14 protein-coding genes and 1 tRNA gene are annotated in these 17,993 nt (G+C 58.5%); 1 reads left to right on the plus strand and 14 read right to left on the minus strand.

Features of this window, described 5'->3' with window-relative positions; all coding sequences use genetic code 11:
- The 14 genes from ABIA71_RS12095 to ABIA71_RS12155 form a co-directional block, all read right to left on the minus strand.
- On the minus strand, positions 1 to 773 hold a 773-nt coding region (locus ABIA71_RS12095; RefSeq protein WP_354285391.1), incomplete at its 3' end, for an RHS repeat-associated core domain-containing protein.
- A gap of 528 nt (positions 774 to 1,301) precedes the next feature.
- Positions 1,302 to 1,823 (minus strand): hypothetical protein, encoded by a 522-nt coding sequence (locus ABIA71_RS12100; RefSeq protein ID WP_354285392.1) that lies wholly within the window; start codon positions 1,821 to 1,823, stop codon positions 1,302 to 1,304.
- 617 nt (positions 1,824 to 2,440) lie between these two features.
- On the minus strand, positions 2,441 to 2,812 hold the full coding sequence (locus ABIA71_RS20865) for a DUF7668 domain-containing protein (protein ID WP_502961240.1): 372 nt from the start codon (positions 2,810 to 2,812) through the stop codon (positions 2,441 to 2,443).
- Between the two features lie 82 nt (positions 2,813 to 2,894).
- Complete coding sequence (locus tag ABIA71_RS12105; protein WP_354285393.1) at positions 2,895 to 3,290, minus strand: type 2 periplasmic-binding domain-containing protein; 396 nt, start codon at positions 3,288 to 3,290, stop codon at positions 2,895 to 2,897.
- A 100-nt stretch (positions 3,291 to 3,390) separates the two neighbouring features.
- Positions 3,391 to 3,999, minus strand: a complete 609-nt coding sequence (locus ABIA71_RS12110; protein ID WP_354285394.1) for an RHS repeat-associated core domain-containing protein — start codon at positions 3,997 to 3,999, stop codon at positions 3,391 to 3,393.
- 525 nt (positions 4,000 to 4,524) lie between these two features.
- On the minus strand, positions 4,525 to 6,861 hold the full coding sequence (gene hsdR, locus ABIA71_RS12115) for an EcoAI/FtnUII family type I restriction enzme subunit R (protein WP_301866606.1): 2,337 nt from the start codon (positions 6,859 to 6,861) through the stop codon (positions 4,525 to 4,527).
- Positions 6,858 to 8,054 (minus strand): restriction endonuclease subunit S, encoded by a 1,197-nt coding sequence (locus ABIA71_RS12120; protein WP_354285395.1) that lies wholly within the window; start codon positions 8,052 to 8,054, stop codon positions 6,858 to 6,860. Before ABIA71_RS12120 ends, hsdR begins: the two co-directional genes overlap by 4 nt.
- The gene (locus ABIA71_RS12125) at positions 8,054 to 9,511 is read right to left on the minus strand and encodes a class I SAM-dependent DNA methyltransferase (protein WP_354285396.1); all 1,458 of its coding nucleotides are present in this window, start codon (positions 9,509 to 9,511) and stop codon (positions 8,054 to 8,056) included. The genes ABIA71_RS12120 and ABIA71_RS12125 overlap by 1 nt, the downstream gene beginning before the upstream one ends.
- Before the next feature lie 481 nt (positions 9,512 to 9,992).
- Positions 9,993 to 10,523 carry a dCTP deaminase gene (locus tag ABIA71_RS12130; RefSeq protein ID WP_425603221.1) on the minus strand — a complete coding sequence of 177 codons (531 nt, stop codon included), beginning with the start codon at positions 10,521 to 10,523 and terminating at the stop codon, positions 9,993 to 9,995.
- Positions 10,523 to 11,215: a dCTP deaminase/dUTPase family protein gene (locus tag ABIA71_RS12135; protein WP_354285397.1), complete on the minus strand. Its 693-nt coding sequence runs from the start codon at positions 11,213 to 11,215 to the stop codon at positions 10,523 to 10,525. Before ABIA71_RS12135 ends, ABIA71_RS12130 begins: the two co-directional genes overlap by 1 nt.
- On the minus strand, positions 11,215 to 11,745 hold the full coding sequence (locus ABIA71_RS12140; RefSeq protein ID WP_354285398.1) for a dCTP deaminase: 531 nt from the start codon (positions 11,743 to 11,745) through the stop codon (positions 11,215 to 11,217). Before ABIA71_RS12140 ends, ABIA71_RS12135 begins: the two co-directional genes overlap by 1 nt.
- Before the next feature lie 1,496 nt (positions 11,746 to 13,241).
- Positions 13,242 to 14,117, minus strand: coding sequence for a hypothetical protein (locus tag ABIA71_RS12145; protein WP_354285399.1), 876 nt, complete (start codon positions 14,115 to 14,117; stop codon positions 13,242 to 13,244).
- 124 nt (positions 14,118 to 14,241) lie between these two features.
- The gene (locus tag ABIA71_RS12150; protein WP_354285400.1) at positions 14,242 to 15,741 is read right to left on the minus strand and encodes an ATP-dependent nuclease; all 1,500 of its coding nucleotides are present in this window, start codon (positions 15,739 to 15,741) and stop codon (positions 14,242 to 14,244) included.
- 387 nt (positions 15,742 to 16,128) lie between these two features.
- A tRNA-Thr gene (locus tag ABIA71_RS12155) sits at positions 16,129 to 16,204 on the minus strand.
- Positions 16,205 to 16,351: 147 nt separating this feature from the next.
- Here ABIA71_RS12155 and treA point away from each other — a divergent pair.
- Positions 16,352 to 17,983: an alpha,alpha-trehalase TreA gene (gene treA, locus ABIA71_RS12160; protein WP_354285401.1), complete on the plus strand. Its 1,632-nt coding sequence runs from the start codon at positions 16,352 to 16,354 to the stop codon at positions 17,981 to 17,983.
- Positions 17,984 to 17,993 lie beyond the last annotated feature (10 nt).

A 17,993-nucleotide genomic window follows, 5' to 3' on the forward strand; every position in this document is an offset into this window, starting at 1 on the left:
TTTTTTTTTTTTTTTTTTTGTTGGGTTAGTATATTTTTTTTTTTTTTAGTTTTTATTATTTTTTTATTTTTTCCCCCCCCCCTCCCCCCCCCCCCCCGGGCCCCCCCCCCCCCCCCCCCCCCCCAGGCCAATTTGGAGGAATCACTAAAACTCGCATGCGTAGTGTTGACGATGGCCATTTTCGGCCCGGTAGTAGGCACCCCCGCCAAGGTATCTCCACCGCCCCCATACGTGGCGGTGATTTGTGCGCCCGTCATGCCACTAGCCGGGATAGCTCCTGTGCTGGTATCCCGCAATACCGCAGCCATGGGACTCATATCCGAGGCTGCCTTGGACATATTCTCTGCCGTCGCTGAGCCAGCGCCAAAGTTCCGCTCAAATGCCTTCTCGGCGCGCTGAAGCGATTTACCTCCTTCGGCCATGGCGCCGGTGATCTTTCCAGCCGCCTTCTCCAAGCTACCTGCGGCACTTTGTTGGGCGCGGTCGAACTGATTCCATTGTCTCTCGGTCCATCCCGTACCACGTGACAGGCGTCCGTCTGGGTCGGTGAAGCGATACGCATTCCCGTTCGCATACCGATACCGATTGAACTGCCCCACCGGCTGCTGATACGCCGTCACCGGATTCACCGACAGGAACACACCCAACTGCGGATCCATGTACCGCTGCTGCATGTAGCTCAGCCCAGTGGCCGCATCGCTTACGTGCCCTGTGTACCCCGGGCCATCTTCAACTTGGCCACCAACCACCGCTCCCATTGGGCTCGTAGTCATAGCGCTTGACTACGTTGCCACTGGCATCGCTCTCGGCCACAACCGAGCCCAGTGCATCGGTGTGGATGTACGTGACCGTCGTTTGGGCAATTGCGGCTGGCGACAAGCCAAGGCCAGTCAGCAGCACGCAGCTCAGCCAAGCGCCAAACGCTCCCAGCTTCCGAATTCGACCTTCAATTCCCCTGAAGCGGGTCAACACACCGCTTGCAGCTCCCCCGAACCTGCGCATCCTTCCAATCCCTGAAAGAGCCTTCGAGCAAGGCTGACTATTCATAGCACAGGAATAGCCAGCTGCGGTTTCCAGGTCAGGAATCGTATGAGGAACTAAGCGCCTGGGAAGCCGACGGGGTGAGTAGGCCGCGAGGTTCGGAAATCCTGGGCTGCCAGCCGTGGGCTGGCACTACTGGGGACGCGCGTTCCGCCGGGCATGGCCCGGCGCTACCAGAACACAAAACAGCCCCGGCCAAGGCCAGGACTTTCTGCTGTATTTGGTACCGGAAACAGGAATCGAACCTACGACCTACGCATTCATACATCTACCCGCGCGTACTCGTCCGCAGGGAACTGCCAATTTTTGGGGGCGCCACCAGGAAACGACATCGAAAAGGCACCCGGAATGTCGACAGCTACGGCACTGAACGTCTCTCCGCCATGCTTTGAACGGAACTCTATTCCCGCATCGACAAGGATGCCATCACGTTGCCACCGAAGGATGCTGATCTGGCCTACTACAAAGCCCACCAGTACCGAGAGGCCAACCTGATCCCCATCGCTGACGGCGCTTGGTGCCAGAGCAAGATTGATCGTCCCATACTCATCCCAGCCACTAACCAAGGTGCTGGATGAAGTAATTTCAAGTGAGTACCCAGAACTGAACTCCAGGCAGGCCGACCACGCAAGATCCGAGCGCTGAGCAGCAGGAATGCAGCAACGCGTTACTTCCGCCCCTCGTAACAAATCAAGTTGATCGAATGAATCCAGCCCCTTAAGCTGCGCTGGAAGGTAGAGCGATCCATCAGCCAGAGAATCAATCGTAGTGAAGGGTTTCATGTGATTTATTTCCGTTAGCGGGAATGTCTATGCTCTTCCCAGCTGAACTGTTGGTGTCGCGACCGAATACGCCGTGCTCTCCGATTTTAGCCACGGGAACACCGATCGGATGCGGTCCGGGTACTGACGACCACCCTTGAGCTCAGCTATCGTCCAAGGCTCGAAATGCTCGTTGAGCAGCGTTTCGAGCGTGCAACTAGTGGGCTTGGACTTTGCGAGCGTCGGCAATCCGGACTAAACGTATTCAGCCACCGCTTGCCGGGCTCGGTCCCGGGTCAGGTGATCGACCGAACCCAATGTACGGTACTTACCGTGCGCCCAGGTAACGGTCCAAGCCTTGCGCCCTGAGGACTGCACGCGAAGAATCAGACCGCGAAGCTAAGCATCCCTGAGCTCGTAGGGGCGATCCTTGGGCTCGGTTGTGAGTACGATGCGCTTGTTGAGGGCGGATGACATTGACCGACTTTCTGTAAGTGGCGATAAGGTCAACTTAGGACATGATGCGAGGCGGTGTCTGGATGCGGATCGTCCGCAGTGGACGACCCCACCCCATGTAGCCGCCTGTTCAGCTACAACTCAAGCTGAAAACCGATGAAATTCGAACAGACCCACAGTCTCTACGGCACGTATACCAAAACCACCTCGTATCGATATCCTTCGCCAACTTCGTACACGTGAGCTTGAAGCACTAGATCACTCCTCCCCTCCTCTTCTGTGTAAAGATCAACCAGAACGTTCCAAAAATCTCCACACCAAATGCATACGGAAGAGCTCCAAGACTCGCTTGGCAGCCTTTTCAAGTGTGCGCCATACGCGCGAATGCTCTCTTGCGCGCTTGCCCACACATCTGGAGCCTGAAGGGTTACCTGCGATAGCGATGGTTCGCTACCTTGGATCAGCGCATCAACGATGGCTGCGAGGATGGGCCGCCAAGCTTGCGGCACCGCAATCTCGTTCTCACCATCTTTAGGTACGATCGCCTCATTCATTACCAATCTCTCCCGTGCAATTGCTTGTGGCAGTAAAAACGGGGGGGGGACACACACCGGCTCATTTCGTGTGGACTGTCCTTCATCTGATCAAAGAGGCCAGCGTGCACCTGAGAGCGGAGTTATTCTCCACTACCGCAACCAAATCCATGCCCGGCTCCGCACCGCCAGCCGTGAAGAGGAAGTACTCAAGAGCCTCGCTTTCTACCGGCAAGGAAGTCGTTGCTACTTCAAGCTTTCCCTCGAGCTCCAGCACTGCATCAAGAGCGTCCTCCAGCGCATCGGAAAACTGGCCAACGCAACAAATCTCCTTGCACCCCAAACGAACCGCCTGGAGTGCAAAACTCAATGACGACTCGACCTCAGACATTCTTGAAGCAGGAAGCAACAACGCATAATTCTCACTATTTATCCTACTTTCGATACGTTCAAAGGATTCGACATCGCATAGGAAAACTCTGCGAGAACCAAAATTCATCATCATGATCCGGGCCTCGGTGGCGGTGGCGGGGATTCTTGAGCTTTTCAATATTTCCTCTGAATGCCTTTACCTCTTGTTCAAGATGTTTGATCCGTCGTTACTGCTGTCGAGCAACCAGCTCCTGCGGAAGCTTCTCCATTCCAGGCCTGACAGTTGGATTATCTTTGAAATCTTGAAGCTTCCTTTGATGTTCTTCGATTTTCTTTTCCAATGAACGGACATCTCTCCTTGCTTCAGGACTGATCTCCTTCCTGCCGAGAAGCCGCATCAGATTGGCAGTCAGAGGAACGACACGACCATCCGTTGCCACAATGGCGGGGCCTGCAGACGCTCCAATAACTGCTCCTGCTGCACGGGCCTCCGATCGAGATGCAAATTCATCCTGCGTCATGTCACCGCTATTCATCGCTGCGATGTCGCGATCAATCGCGCAAGTCCATGGTCCGTCGCATCGACCATCCGGATCAATCTTTGAGATGGGATTAGTCGACACGTACCAGTAACGGTTGAAGTTTTTGCCATCAACGGAACTTACCGCTACCGGGTCCACAGACAGGAACACCCCCAACTGCGGATCCATGTACCGCTGTTGCATGTAACTCAGACCGGTGGCTGCATCACTGACATGTACGTTATACCCCGGCCCATCCGTGGCCTGACCACCGACGACGGCACCGCAGGGCTCGTAGTCATAGCGCTCGATCACGTTACCGTTGGCATCGCCGCTGGGGCGAGTGGGTCGCGCGGCTTGGAAATTCTGGGCTGCCAGCCATGGGCTGGCACTACTGGGTCGCCGGCCAGCGGCCGACACTACCAACGGCGGTATCGCCACAAACAAAAAGCCCCGACCAAGGCCGGGGCTTTTTGCTGTATCTGGTGCCGGAAATAGGAATCGAACCTACGACCTACGCATTACGAACCCAGCCTAGCGCCCCTACTATCGGCCCAGGAGACTAGCAACTGATCGGATGAACCCGACTCCGGCCAAGCGGACCGGCATGGACCGTCGCCACAGGAACGGCACACCGAGCTCGCCTGGCAAGTGTCCAACGGGTCGTTCCGGAGTCTTACCGGGACTGTCCCGACTGGCGGTAAGCGCCAAGTAAGCCTCGGCTTATGGACAACTCCATCCCGCCAGCCCCAGACGCGGATGAGGACGCTCCTTATCTATACGGTCACTCGATCGCTGAAGCCTATACCGACTAACCTATGGTTTATGGCTGCCGGGTCTCTATGGAACCCTGAGCGATTCATATAGATGTCGCTGGAAGTCCATAAAAACCCGTCGCACAAGCTCTGGCTCGCCGAGCTCTGCAAAGGCGTCGTTCAGCGCCCTGTACCGAAGCCGCAAGAGCGGTGACAACTTCTCCGCGTCAAGCTCGTCCACGCCCTGCTTGACGTACTGCGCGAGTACGAAGTCAATGAACGCCTGCTGCTTGTCGGTAAACTCGCCGGCTCCAGCGATGCGCGCGGCTTCCGCTCGATCTTCCCGCGAAAGCGGGTCTCGGGCATAGGCGACATAGGCCAGAACGTCAAAAAGATCACTCTTTTCGGCCTCGATGACCTTCTGCATCTCGGCCAGCGGCTCCTTGCCGAAGCCGCGCTCAGCTAGGTCGGTCAGTAGTTTCTTACGGGTCTCGGGCGCGCTCCAGATCCGGCGTAACTCGTCCTCGTCCTTGAAGAACTCTGGTAGGGTTCCGAATAAGGCTTCGAGGAACTGCGCGGCCGACATCGGCCGCCCGTCCGCGCTCCAGAAAGTCGTTGCCGACATGCTCTGGATGGTTCGAGCCTTGCCATCGGCCAGCTTGACCTTGAGCTTCTGCCGCGGCGGCTCCGGATCGCCCATCGGCGGTGGCTCCGGGTTGGGCTCCGGCTCTCGCGGTGGGCGGGGCTGCCCTGGCAGTTCCGGCTCCTGCAGCTCGCCGTCCCACTCTGGGTCGCTGAAATGGTGGTGCGCCCTCACGAAGTCATAGATCGTGAAGTGGTCTTTGCCGTCATATAGGCGTGTGCCGCGGCCGACGATCTGCTTGAACTCGATCATCGAATTGATGGGCCGCATCAGCACGATGTTGCGCACGTTGCGCGCATCCACGCCGGTTGAGAGTTTCTGTGAGGTCGTCAGGATCGTCGGGATCGTCTTCTCGTTGTCTTGGAAGTCGCGCAGCGCCTGCTCGCCCCGCGCGCCGTCGTCGGCCGTCACGCGCACGCAGTAATCTGGGTCTTTGCTCGCCTTCACTTGGTTGATCAGATCGCGCACCATCAGCGCGTGCGGCTGGGTGGCGCAGAAGACGATGGTCTTCTCGCTCTGCTCGATCATACCCATGAAGAGCTTGACCCGGTACTCCTCGCGCTCGGGGATGATGATTGCGCGGTTGAAGTCACCTTCGACGTAGCGCTTGCCGGGCACGACCTCGCCCTCTACCACCGCGTCGTCTGGAGTATAGGTGTAGTCGTCGATCGTGGTGGCGATCTGCTTGACCTTGAAGGGGGTCAGGTAGCCGTCGTTGATGCCTTCCTTCAGCGAGTAGGTGTAGACCGGCTCACCGAAGTACGCATAGGTGTCCGTGTTGCCCCGACGCTTGGGCGTGGCCGTGAGGCCCAGCTGCACGGCCGGCGCGAAGTAGTTCAGGATCGCGTGCCACTGGCCTTCGTCGTTGGCACCGCCACGGTGGCACTCGTCAATGACGATGAGGTCGAAGAAGTCCGGGGGGTATTCGCCGAAGTAGGAAGAGGGTTGCCCATCCTTGGGCGCGCCGCTCATGAAGGTCTGGAAGATCGTGAAGAAGATGCTGCCATTCTTGGGTACCCGGCCCTTCTTCTTGATCTCGTCCGGTGCGATGCGCACGAGGGCATCGTCGGGGAAAGCCGAGAAGGCGTTGTAGGCCTGGTCGGCGAGGATGTTCCGATCAGCCAGTAACAGGATGCGCGGGCGCCGCGAGGATTCTCCCTGCCCATCCCAGTCGGCGACATTCCAGCGACTCTGGAACAGTTTCCAGGCGATCTGGAAGGCAATCGCTGTCTTGCCGGTTCCGGTGGCCAGGGTCAGCAGGATACGCTTGCGGCCCTCGGCGATGGCTTCGAGCACGCGCCGGATCGCGATCTCCTGGTAGTAGCGGCTTTCCCAGGCGCCGCCCTTGTCCTCGAAGGGCACGCCGGCGAAGCGGTCGCGCCAGGCGTTGGGTTCCGCAAAGGTCTTGGCCCAGAGTTCGTCGGGGCTCGGGTAGGCGGCGACATCACCCTCCTCACCCGTGGCCATGTCCACGCCGTAGATGGCCTGGCCATTGGTGGCGTAGGTGAAGCGCACCGCCAGCTTCCGCGCGTACTGCTTGGCCTGCGCCAGGCCCTCGGTGTGGGGCTTGTCCCAGGCCTTAGCCTCGATGACAGCGAGCTTAGTGTTCCGGTAGATCAACACGTAGTCGGCGATCTCGGCCTTGGCCCGCTGGCCTTTGCCCTGCAGGCGGCCGGGCGCGATGACCTCCCTGCGAATGCGGCTGCCGTCCACCACACCCCAACCGGCCTCCTTGAGGGCGGGGTCGATGCGCTCGGCGCGGGTTTCGGATTCGTTCATGTCACCGCTTCCAGTTGCTCGTCGATGGACTTGGCCGTGAGCTGGCCAGTGAAGGCCTGGTGCAGCAGCAACTTCTTGAGCTCGTCGAGGGCGTTGCGCTTGCGCTCGTACACCCGCTGGAGCTGTTCACTTTGCTCCAACCCTCTCTCCAATCTAGCTACGACTTTTACTTGTTCGTTCAACGTGGCCGGGATCGGGATCGGAATGGAGTTCAGAGCCTTCTGGTTCAGCTTCGGCTGGGCAGCGCCAGTGATGTACTCATCAAGCGGAATGCTCTCCAGATAGAACTCAACGAACTTTTGTGTCGCCATGTTCGCGAACTTGAGAATGTGGGCGTGGTTATTGACCCAGTACAGACCACTGACCGAGAAAGCGATGGGCGTCGATCGTGCAAGCAAGTTTGCGCCGTCCTCGGACACCAGCAGGGTATCACCGTCAAAGATGTAGTCAGCCACATAGTCCACGATGCCTGAAGCACCGTAGTAAGGGAACTCACCCGCCCTCCTGTCGCTCTTGGTGATGGGCACGCGCCTACTGTCAAGATTCGTCGACAGCTGGTCGACTGTCTTAGTCGGCCAGCATGCTGCGCCCCGCAGGAAGATGCTCTTCGCTTCGCTCCTGAACAGCTCCCTCGCGTTCCGCAGGTTCTTCTCGGCGTTGACCTTGGCCGTGGCGATGGCCTCGAAGGCTTCGTCGAGGATCGCGACGAGGCGGCGCTGCTCGGGCAGAGGGGGCATCGCGACCGAGAAACGACCCAGATCGTCGAACTTGAGGTTGTTGATGTTGACGCCATCGGACAGAGTCGCGATGAACTCCTTGTACCCCGACGAGATCAGCACATAGAACAGGTAGCGGCCATCAACCCCTTCGTAAGGCGTGAGCTGACCCATAAAGCCACCGAAAGCGTAGCCGTAGTCAGAGTCGATGTAGGCGACCTTACCAAGATGGGCCTTGCTGCCACTTGCTGTGCACACGATCAGCGACCCTGGACGAACGATCTTTGACGCAGGAACCGCGACCGAATCCGAAATGAACTTTAGCTCGCTCAAGTCGAGCTCATGCGATGCCAAAGCGATATTGTTTGCTCGCAGCACGGTATGGCCAGGAGAGTCCGCCTCGTCCGCCTTTGCATAAGTGAGCCCACGCTGGAAGCCGCAGATCTCGCTCAGCGGCTTGTACTCCCATCCCTCCATCACGCCACCAGCTCCCGGATCGCGGCTAGAATCCCGGCGCTTTCGGCGTCGAGGGCGGCGATTTCGTCGAGGATCTCTTGCGGGCTTCGCAGCGTGACCACTTGGCCACCATTCGGGTTCTTGACCGACAAGTCATAGGTAGTGGTGTCGATGCTTGTCGCGTCCAGGGTCCAACTCTTGGGGGAATCGGCGAAGGTCTTCTGCAGCTCGACGAACTCCAACAGGTCGGCATCGTTCAGTGCGGTGGTCTTGCCCAGGCTACGGCCCGGGTCGAGCTGGTAGTACCAGACACTTCGGGTCTTGGCGCCCTTCTCGAAGAACAGCACAACCGTCTTCACGCCGGCACCTTGGAATGTGCCGCCCGGACAGTCGAGAACCGTGTGCAGATTGCAGCTCTCCAGCAGCAGCTTGCGGATGCTGGTCGAGGCGTTGTCGGTGTTCGACAGGAAGGTGTTTTTGATGACGATCGCCGCCCGCCCCCCGGCCTTGAGCGTCTTGATGAAGTGCTGCAGGAACAGGAAGGCGGTTTCGCCGGTCTTGATGGGGAAGTTTTGCTGGACCTCCTTGCGCTCCTTGCCGCCAAAGGGCGGGTTGGCCAAGATGATGTCGAAGCGGTCCTTGTCCTGGATGTCGGCGATGTTCTCCGCCAGCGTGTTGGCGTGGATTACGTTCGGGGCCTCGATGCCGTGCAAGATCATGTTCATGATCGCGATCACGTACGCTAGGCTCTTCTTCTCCTTGCCGTAAAACGTGTTCGTCTGCAGGGTGTGGAGGTCGGCCGTGGTCAGGCCCGGCTGGTCGGAGAGGTACTCAAAGGCCTCGCACAAGAAGCCGGCCGAGCCACAGGCGCCGTCGTAGATGCGCTCGCCGATCCTGGGCTTGATCACCCTGATCATGGCGCGGATGAGCGGTCGGGGCGTGTAGTACTCGCCGCCATTACGGCCGGCGTTGCCCATGTTCTTGATCTTGGCTTCGTACAGGTGCGAGAGCTCGTGCTTCTCGGCCTGTGCGCCAAAACGCAGCTCGTCGACGCGCTCGATCACGTCGCGCAGGTTGTAGCCGCTCTGGATCTTATTCTTGATCTCGCCGAAGACCTCGCCGATCTTGTATTCAATGGTGTTGGGGCCGCTGGCGCGCTGTTTGAAGCCGGCGAGATACGGGAACAGCTTGGCGTTAACGAACTCACGTAGATCGTCGCCGATGAGCGCCGCGTTGTGATCAAGCTTGCCGTCGGCCCCCTTGGGCGCTGCCCAACTCTCCCAGCGGTAGGCCTGTTCGATGATGTAACGGTAAGGCTTGCCTTCAAGCGCGGCTTCGCTCGCCTTGTCGGCTTCGAGTGCGTCGAGGTACTTCAGGAAGAGTAGCCAAGAGGACTGCTCGGTGTAATCGAGCTCGCTCGTGCAGCCAGCGTCCTTGTGCAGGATGTCGTCGATATTCTTAAAAGTCTGTTCAAACATGGCGATCTGTACCGGGATCAAGATTACAGGGTTCAACGTCTTCCAACTCCAAGATGCCAGACGGCGTCACCGTCGGATAGGCGATTCAATGGAGTTCTTCCACCGAATGCGGCAAGTCTACTCGCAGACGGCCCAGGAAGAGTTGTCGGGATTCATGCCACCCGAGCCCGGCCTCATTCGTGAAGAGCTTTCCGCCTTGGACCAACCCGAGCTTGCAACGCTTTATGCAGAACACATAACCAGCACTTCTGTGCTGCAAGCCGGTCCGCAGCCTATTCCTCCCAACATGCGGCGGACGCGTAAGCCCCAACAAGTTAGCCCGCCTCATTCATGGTCGCACTGAGATTCGCCGACTCTCTTGGACCGAGCTGCCCGTAAGGGGAATGAAGCCGGTCAACCACCAACCATTTGAGGCGCCAGCGGTGCTAGGTCCACTACATCAATCACAAAGTAAGCGCCCCCCCCCCCAAAGCCCCGCATGCTAGAAGGTAGCCACCGTCGGACCCTGCGCGTTCTGATAGCGGCCATTGTAGGGGGTAATTGAGTTACTGCTACACCGAAAGACAAACATCTGCGCAACTTCGCTACCACCCGGAATGCTAACGGCAAATTTCGCAAGATTCGACAACTCCAAAGTTATCTTTCCTTTATACCCCGGCTCCACCTGCCCGTCGTTCGCGGTGGCAGTGACGAATAGACGTGCAAGACTCCCCTTAGTTTGCACGAGGCCGAAATAACCCGGGGGCATGAAGTACTCATGCTGCGAGCAAGCAAGGCAATTCTGACCCGGCAGCAGCATTAAGGAATCCGAAATCTGCTCTTCCGGAAAGAAAAAGTCATCGGCATTATACCTAGCACCATAACGCACCGGGGATGACTCCCAGGCATCATCACGCATTCGCCTAACCGTCCTGTCGAGCAGTATCTTTAGGGAAAACTCCTCAACAAGACTGCCCGGACAAACATCAAAAGACTTAGCAATACCCTTTAGGTTTTCAGATACAACTAGCATCACCTGCCCTTGATATTCATGGTTTCGGACGAATGCACGTTTTGGCCACCATCTTGGACGGGAGACCGCTCGCGCAAGCCTGAAAAGAATGCGCCCGACGCAGAACTGAACACTATAGCAATCAACCAAGTAATTATTTGATTACGATTTCGCACCACCCAGCCCCACAAGCTCTTCTTAAGTGGCACCTTGCCATCTATCGTCAAGCTTGTCTTCTCAACCCTGGGCTGGAACGACGTGTTCTCAGTAGAGAAAAAAACGACAGATGCAATCTTGTCACCACTTTTCAGACAATATTTGTAGCCGGTAGTATTGAAAAGCCTCAATTTCAAAAAACCGGAAAAAGACGGCTCAACCTTAGCCGGGGCAATAAGTATCCCTCGATCAAGGAACAGGCTACCGGTGGGAACTAAGATTCCGTACATGTTATGCGGAACTCTAATGTCCTCTGCGACTTCAATCACGATGGACCCATGCCTCCCTATGTCGAGACCATCCTGAGGGATCCGATACAACTGCCCTGAAGTCAACCCATAGCTTTCGTTCCAGGCCCCTCCGACGCTCAAATCAATCGAGTACGCGCCCGGATCCAGACCACCCTTTAAGTACAAAAGGCTCCTATCGGACAACCCTGCATCCGAGAAGGCCCTTTCGTCCCTTGCAATTCTGCCACTGATTTCTATCACACTCATTATTTCTGCCTCTCTGGGGATGGCTGAGAAACTCGCCCCCCCTGCCACTGCCCGCGATAAGGCGTAGCGCCATCAGCGACAGTAGCAACGACGAGATGGCAGAATCGAGCATAACGCTGGATCACAAAATCACTTCCCCCGCCCACACTAAGACCAAAAGTCAGCGCCCCGCAATATCCCGGTGGAACTACGCTCGAGTGAAGTGCGACACCACTTCTAAATAGCGTGCTTCTAGGGAAAATAGTCGCAGCTAGGTTCATCGGGAGATTCATCGACTCCACCGTCGTGACGAGGTACCAATTCCCAGGTGAGAAGACGTAGCACCCTTCATCATCAGCATCGACGGAATGTGAAGTTGAAGTCCGCCGAGTCTCCACCAGCAGCTCACCACCATCTGCAATGACATGAACTTTATCCAGCCTAAGGTCGATTCCCACGCCTTCTGGATCAAGCGCCTCCCGATCTGAAAGACCGGTCACGGGCCAGCAGCTGGGATCTCCAGTAAAGATGGCTCGCGGAGGAATGATCACTTTCTCCCCTCCGTTTCGAGTCCATCTGACAGAACATCAAACATGTAGGTGACGAAGGAAAAGCCCCCCTCACGCCTGAAAAATCCCCATGTCGTCATCTTCATGGCAACGAATCCACCCCAATCGCTCACTTGTGCGACCTAGAGTACTAGTAGTGCCTTTGCCGACACCAGCGGCTCAGCCGGTCTACCGCGCAGTACTGATGCAGTTACTCATGGCACCAGAGATAGCCTGATGTCCTTTGGGAACAACGACTTAGCCAACCTCAACTGGCCGCCGGGGTGCCGATAAGTGTCTTGTAAGCCGGGGAGCCGTCACTTTGAGCTGATTCGGGCCCGTGAAGCCCCAAGGGAAAGCCAGATGGGGCTCATGCCTGCTTTCAAGGCGGACAGCGGCTTGTGGTGTTCGGACCCGGAACCGAACCTACGTGTAGTACCTATCATTGACGTTGCGGTTGCAGGCGAGACACTTTCGATATGCACCAAAACGCCCACGACGCTCCCGTCCCAGCAAGCCACCGCATTCGCAAACCAAAGCGCTGCGCCCTTGATCCCAGCGCCAAAGCCTTAGAGTAGCGACGAGTCCAAGGGTGACCGATACAGCGATAGCCAACGCCGGGACCCATCGCACCATCGCATACACCCCTGCAAGCACCGGACTCTCCCGGAGCGTTCCCAACGGCAGCATCAGTAGCAAACCTAGCGCCAAGACCCCAAGTGCGGGCACATACATCCTTACCATCATCCACGTCCAACGATCCATTTAGCCGTCCCGGTGATTGTTTTGTGCATCCTTGAGCATATCGGTCGCAGGGGATGAGACGTGAAGGGCACACATTTTTTACCGCCCTTACAAGGCCGAACACCACCTTACGCTTCATACATGGCCCCCATGTCTTGCGAGTGCAGGCATCGACTCATACACCGCCGCCCGCGTCCTGCGTGCTGAACTCAGGCAGCATGCGCTTTAGTAGCGCTTAGCATGGGGCAAACGGCAGCATTCCTCGCGCTCGCGAAAGTGACGGTCAGCCCTGCCCGCACCGGCACCCGGTCGGCAGAGACAGACTTGCGCTATCAGTGATTGAACCACAACTGCATCACCCAGATCTCCGGCTAATGATCACGTCACCTAGGCTAGGTATGACGCGGATCGGCAGCAGCGCTTCATACACGGCAGAGGCCGCAAGGGCATGCAGAGCTCCCGAGACAGGGTCCTAACGGACGGGAAACCGGTGTGCCTCTAGAAGGCCGGAGGATCGGCTACGAGGGATCCAGCCGAGGGAGAACGCGTAAGGAGATGCAAATTGAACACCAACTCGTACCCTTCCGGGGGGGGGCGTCGGGGCGGCAGCGCCTGCCGGAAGCCAACCTCTTGAGCGCTAGGATCTCAGGGCTGGGAGGCCTCGATGTCACGCTTCCCTATGTATGTTAAAGCTTATAAGTAAGAGCTAATGAATATAGGGAAGCGTGACATCTCGCCTAGTGCCGGACCCTTGCCTACGCCTGGCTCTTGCGTTTCTTCCTATCCCGGCCCTGCTTGTCCTTCTCGCGCCTCTGGATCACCTTGGGATCCCCTGCCTCCTTCAGAACCCGGTGAAGCTCCTGATCCGTCATAGCGGTCCCACTGCGCTCTCGCTCGCGCTGTCGACGCTTGCGGTCTCGGGCCGCAATGCGCTTACGCTCCTTCGGAACGTTCAGCACCCCGAATCGCTCCTGGACCCTTTCCTCGACTTCGGCACGAAATTCGGTGCAACGCCCGGCTACCGGACATTGGCTGCAGATTGCATGCCCTTCGGTGCGCATACCAAAGCAGGCTGGATCGGAGGGCCCGGGGGCATCAAGCACCACCGGAGTACGCGAGGTGTAACCCCCTCGGTGGGCCTTAGCCTCATTGACGAGCTCCTGCCCAAACCGGCGCATAGCCTCTGCTTCCGAAATCAGCTGCTCGATGCACATGAAGCGATTGAGCGCCACCGGTTTGCGAACGCTCCCAGCCTTTGCCATCTGCTCCTCGATCCACGCCAGGGCGTCCAGCTGCTGTTGGTCGCCCACGAAGTTAGCCGCATAGAATCGCGGGTCGAAGTCCTTTGCAAAGGGATCGAAAATTCCTTCTGCCCGCTTCTGCTCCAAGCGCTCGAGCAGCATGGGCAGTTTGGAGTCACTGCAAAGCTGATTCGGCCGTGGCAGCTGTCGCGTCCCGCTAGCGTCAGCATCCAGCATTAGCTCAATGACATACCGCTCGTAGGGCACCCCCATCGCATCCGCGCGCTGGCGTGCCCGCCAGATGCTAGTGAAGTCACCTGCTTCCAGACCGTGGATACGGTAAGCAAAGCCGTGCGGCTCACGCCCCTCGCGTCGCACGAAGCGCGCCACGTAGTGCTTGCGATACGCCTCATAGAAGCTCTGCGTCCGCGAGCGTCCGTAAGTGGCGATAAGGCCAACTTAGGACAGGATGCGAGGCGGTGTTTGGATGAGGACCGTCCGCGCGCAGCTTCGCTTATCCCCGAAGGATCGGTCCAAATTGCTGCATGACTCTAGGCATCGAGTTTCTGAACGTGTGGTCCGCTAGCAACTTCAGCAATGCAACCTCGACGTCCGATGAACTTGCATTAGGCAGCTGTTGAGCCAACAGATCGCAAACCTTATCCACGATTCCCTTGGCCACCTTCCGGGGCTTGGCCGCATCATCCGGCACTAACGGAATGTCTTGAGCGCGAAGACTCAAGGTGTTGAGGACGAAATGCTGTCTCAGTTTCATCAACGCTTCCGTTCTATTTCCATGAAGATACTCTACAAGCCCCAGTTCTGGCGTGTAAGGCAGGTAGGAAATATTTGCAGCCTGTTCCGCCGCGATTCTAACAATCTCCTCAACCCTTGCATCCGCGATTGACTGCTGAGCATCTGCGTCAAGGACCATGTACGCCTTTGTGATCGCCGGAAGCAACGGAGTTTGACGAACGAAAAAGCGAAGCACATTTGCAACCCCCCCGACCGGAACAGCACTAACACCTGGACAGATAGATCCGTCTGCGTACAAACGCGTCATCGCATGCCGGACCAACTGTTCCACAACAATTCTGGCAGACTCATCTTCTACATATATCAAAATGTCGGATGCCGCCTCTTCACGATAGGCCAGTGCGCCCAGGACATAAGACGGGAAGCAGCCGCGTGTACATTGAACAACGCCGTCTTCCGTCTCCTGAAGGAACAACAGGCTGTCACGTGAGGCTTGCTTGATCAATGTGGAAGAGTGCGTAGACACAATAACGGTCAAGGACTTGCTGCCAGCAATCTCACCCAGATGGCTAAGCAACTCTGCCTGTGCTGTAGGATGAAGCGCAAGCTCAAGCTCGTCTATCAACAAGAGGGAGTTGTCAGGGCAATCCTGCAGCATTCGTAGCAGCTTAATGATACACAGCTCACCCAAGCTAAGGTTCTTTTCTGAGAAGTACTGCTTCTTTCCTCCTACATCGGGAAGCTCAATCAAGAACGCCTGACTCCCCACTCCTCGGCGCACATTGATTGTCTTCAAAGCGTCGAACTTGTCCGTGCAGAATATCCTGTTAGCCGCATCAATTATTCCTTGCGGGGCGGCGCGCACTCGTCTAGGCGAGAAATCCTCCTGACTCGGCTCGATTCGATCTGCATTCGCCGCAATGTAAAGCACGTTCGGGTACGGCAAGAGCGATAGAACCTTGCTGTTTTTCTTCGGCGTAGGAACCCACCGTTCAGTTCGGTACGTGTATGAAACGTCTCCACCTGGTGTCTCGTAAGAGATTGTCGCTCCCTCGTAGGAATCCAATCGATCGGATTTTTTCGAGGCAGGGAAATGAAGGGGAAAGGAGTTACTAAATCCGATACGCCTGATGCATCCGAGCAGTGAAGTCTTCCCCGTGCCATTTGCACCAGTAAGCAGCCACAATCCCTGACTCGGGATTTCAAATTCTAGACGTTTGATATGGCGCAGGTTTTCAATGATGATCTTCGAAGGCATTCCATTCCCCTGTATCGACACTCGTGAGAGTTTAGCCGGTATGATCTTGCCCGAGAGGGGTCTTCGACCGGAGCTTAAAGACGGCGACCTTTCTCGTCAGTCATCTGTCGGAACTGCAAGAGCGTCCCGCTCATCAGCCTTTGGCCCAGCAGCATCCCGGATCTCAGGATAGCGGCTGTACAAGGAAGTATCGTCTCCAGCTAAGTCACCCTGAAGCCGCCCTGTCGATGGTACCGCGGCCTCGGCGCGCGGACACGACCCATCCGCAACTCGCAGCAACGAAGCCCGGCCAGCACTCAGCTGGGCGCGAACCCCTTTCCCATCAAATAGTTCCGAGCACAGCCCAAACAAAAAGCCCCGACCAAGGCCGGGGCTTTTTGCTGTATCTGGTGCCGGAAATAGGAATCGAACCTACGACCTACGCATTACGAATGCGCCGCTCTACCAACTGAGCTATTCCGGCTGAGCAGGCAATTCTACGGTGGAGGCCCCCAAGCGGTCAATTGGCACCGCCCCAGCCCGCCACCAAGGGAAAGGCACACACTCCCCACCCCACCACGCGTTGACGCAAGGCCGCCTACAGTGGCCCTGTCCCGCCTGGAAGCCCCCGATGCCCGCCTGTTCCCGACTGACCGGCCTCATGCTGGCCGCCCTGCTCTGCACCGCCAGCACCGGCGCCGCCGAACCCGCCCGCCAGGCGCCGCAGCCACCCGACCAACAGTGGCAGCCGCTGTTCCAGCAAGTCCAGGGCGCTCACCTGTTCAAGGACCAGAAGACCTTCGCCGACGCCATCCCGCGCCAGGATGCCCGTGCGCTGCTTGATCACTGGCAGCAGGCGCAGACGCAGCCGGGCTACAGCCTGCCCGCCTTCGTCGCCGCCCAGTTCACGGTGCCCGGCGATACGGCGCCCTATGTGCCTCCGGCCGGCGAAACCCTGCGTGCCCACATCGACGGCCTGTGGCCGGTGCTGACCCGCGCCACCCCCACGGTGGACCCGCATGGCTCGCTGCTGCCGCTGCCCAAGCCCTACGTGGTGCCCGGCGGCCGTTTCCGCGAGGTCTATTACTGGGACAGCTACTTCACGATGCTGGGGCTGGCGTCCAGCGGGCGCTGGCAGCAGGTGCGCGACATGGTCGACAACTTCGCCTGGCAGCTGGACCAGTACGGGCACATCCCCAACGGCAACCGCAGCTACTACCTGAGCCGCTCGCAGCCGCCGTTCTTCAGCGTGATGGTGGACCTGCTGGCCACCCACGAAGGCGATGAGGCCTACCGCCGCTACCTGCCCCAACTGCGTACCGAGCATGCGTTCTGGATGCGCGGTGCCGACGGCCTGCAACCGGGTGCGGCCAGCGAGCGCGTGGTGCGGCTGGCCGACGGCCAACTGCTCAACCGCTACTGGGATGGGCGTGCGGTGCCGCGTACTGAATCGTGGACCGACGATCTGGCCACCGCCGCGCAGGCGCCACAGCGCGCGCCATCGCAGGTGTATCGCGACCTGCGCGCGGGGGCGGAGTCCGGCTGGGATTTCAGCTCCCGTTGGCTGGCCGACCCGGCCACGCTGGGCAGCATCCACACCACCGCCATCGTGCCGGTGGACTTGAACAGCCTGCTGTTCCATCTGGAAAAAACCGTGGCCCGCGCGAGCAAGGCGGCGGGGGACCGCGCTGCGACACGCGATTACGAGCAGCGGGCGAAGGCGCGCCAGAAGGCGATCAATACATTGCTCTGGGACGCCACCCAGGGCTGGTACGTGGATCGCGATATCGAGCGCGGTCAAACCCGCCCTGCCCTCACTGCAGCGGCGCTGTTTCCGCTCTGGCTGCAGGTAGCCACCCGCGCGCAGGCCCGGCAGACGGCAGCAGCGGTGGACGCGCAGTTGCTGCGCCAGGGCGGCCTGCTCACCACCACCGTGCGTACCGGGCAGCAGTGGGACGCCCCCAACGGCTGGGCACCGCTGCAGTGGGTCGCGGTGGATGGGCTGCAGCGCTATGGCGAGAACACGCTGGCGCGTCGCATCGGCACGCGCTTCCTGGACACCGTGCAGGCCGTGTACGACAGCGACGGCAAGTTGGTGGAGAAGTACGTGGTGGACGGCTCAGCCAGTGGCGGCGGTGGCGGCGAGTACCCGCTGCAGGATGGCTTCGGCTGGAGCAACGGGGTGACCCTGGCACTGCTGGACCGGCTGTGTCCGCCGCGACGCACGTGCGTCAGTGCACAGGATGTGGGCGCCGCGGACTGAGCCGCGGCGC

This window comes from Stenotrophomonas sp. 2619 (genome assembly GCF_040548725.1).
Classification (GTDB): domain Bacteria; phylum Pseudomonadota; class Gammaproteobacteria; order Xanthomonadales; family Xanthomonadaceae; genus Stenotrophomonas; species Stenotrophomonas maltophilia_AP.

Bases quoted from the DNA above. Each gene is read 5' to 3' on its own strand.
- ABIA71_RS12100 (WP_354285392.1), bottom strand. From the start codon at position 1,823: ATGAAACCCTTCACTACGATTGATTCTCTGGCTGATGGATCGCTCTAC.
- ABIA71_RS20865 (WP_502961240.1), bottom strand. From the start codon at position 2,812: ATGAATGAGGCGATCGTACCTAAAGATGGTGAGAACGAGATTGCGGTG.
- ABIA71_RS12105 (WP_354285393.1), bottom strand. From the start codon at position 3,290: ATGAATTTTGGTTCTCGCAGAGTTTTCCTATGCGATGTCGAATCCTTT.
- hsdR (WP_301866606.1), bottom strand. From the start codon at position 6,861: ATGAACGAATCCGAAACCCGCGCCGAGCGCATCGACCCCGCCCTCAAG.
- ABIA71_RS12120 (WP_354285395.1), bottom strand. From the start codon at position 8,054: ATGGAGGGATGGGAGTACAAGCCGCTGAGCGAGATCTGCGGCTTCCAG.
- ABIA71_RS12125 (WP_354285396.1), bottom strand. From the start codon at position 9,511: ATGTTTGAACAGACTTTTAAGAATATCGACGACATCCTGCACAAGGAC.
- ABIA71_RS12130 (WP_425603221.1), bottom strand. From the start codon at position 10,523: ATGCTAGTTGTATCTGAAAACCTAAAGGGTATTGCTAAGTCTTTTGAT.
- ABIA71_RS12135 (WP_354285397.1), bottom strand. From the start codon at position 11,215: ATGAGTGTGATAGAAATCAGTGGCAGAATTGCAAGGGACGAAAGGGCC.
- ABIA71_RS12150 (WP_354285400.1), bottom strand. From the start codon at position 15,741: ATGCCTTCGAAGATCATCATTGAAAACCTGCGCCATATCAAACGTCTA.
- treA (WP_354285401.1), top strand. From the start codon at position 16,352: ATGCCCGCCTGTTCCCGACTGACCGGCCTCATGCTGGCCGCCCTGCTC.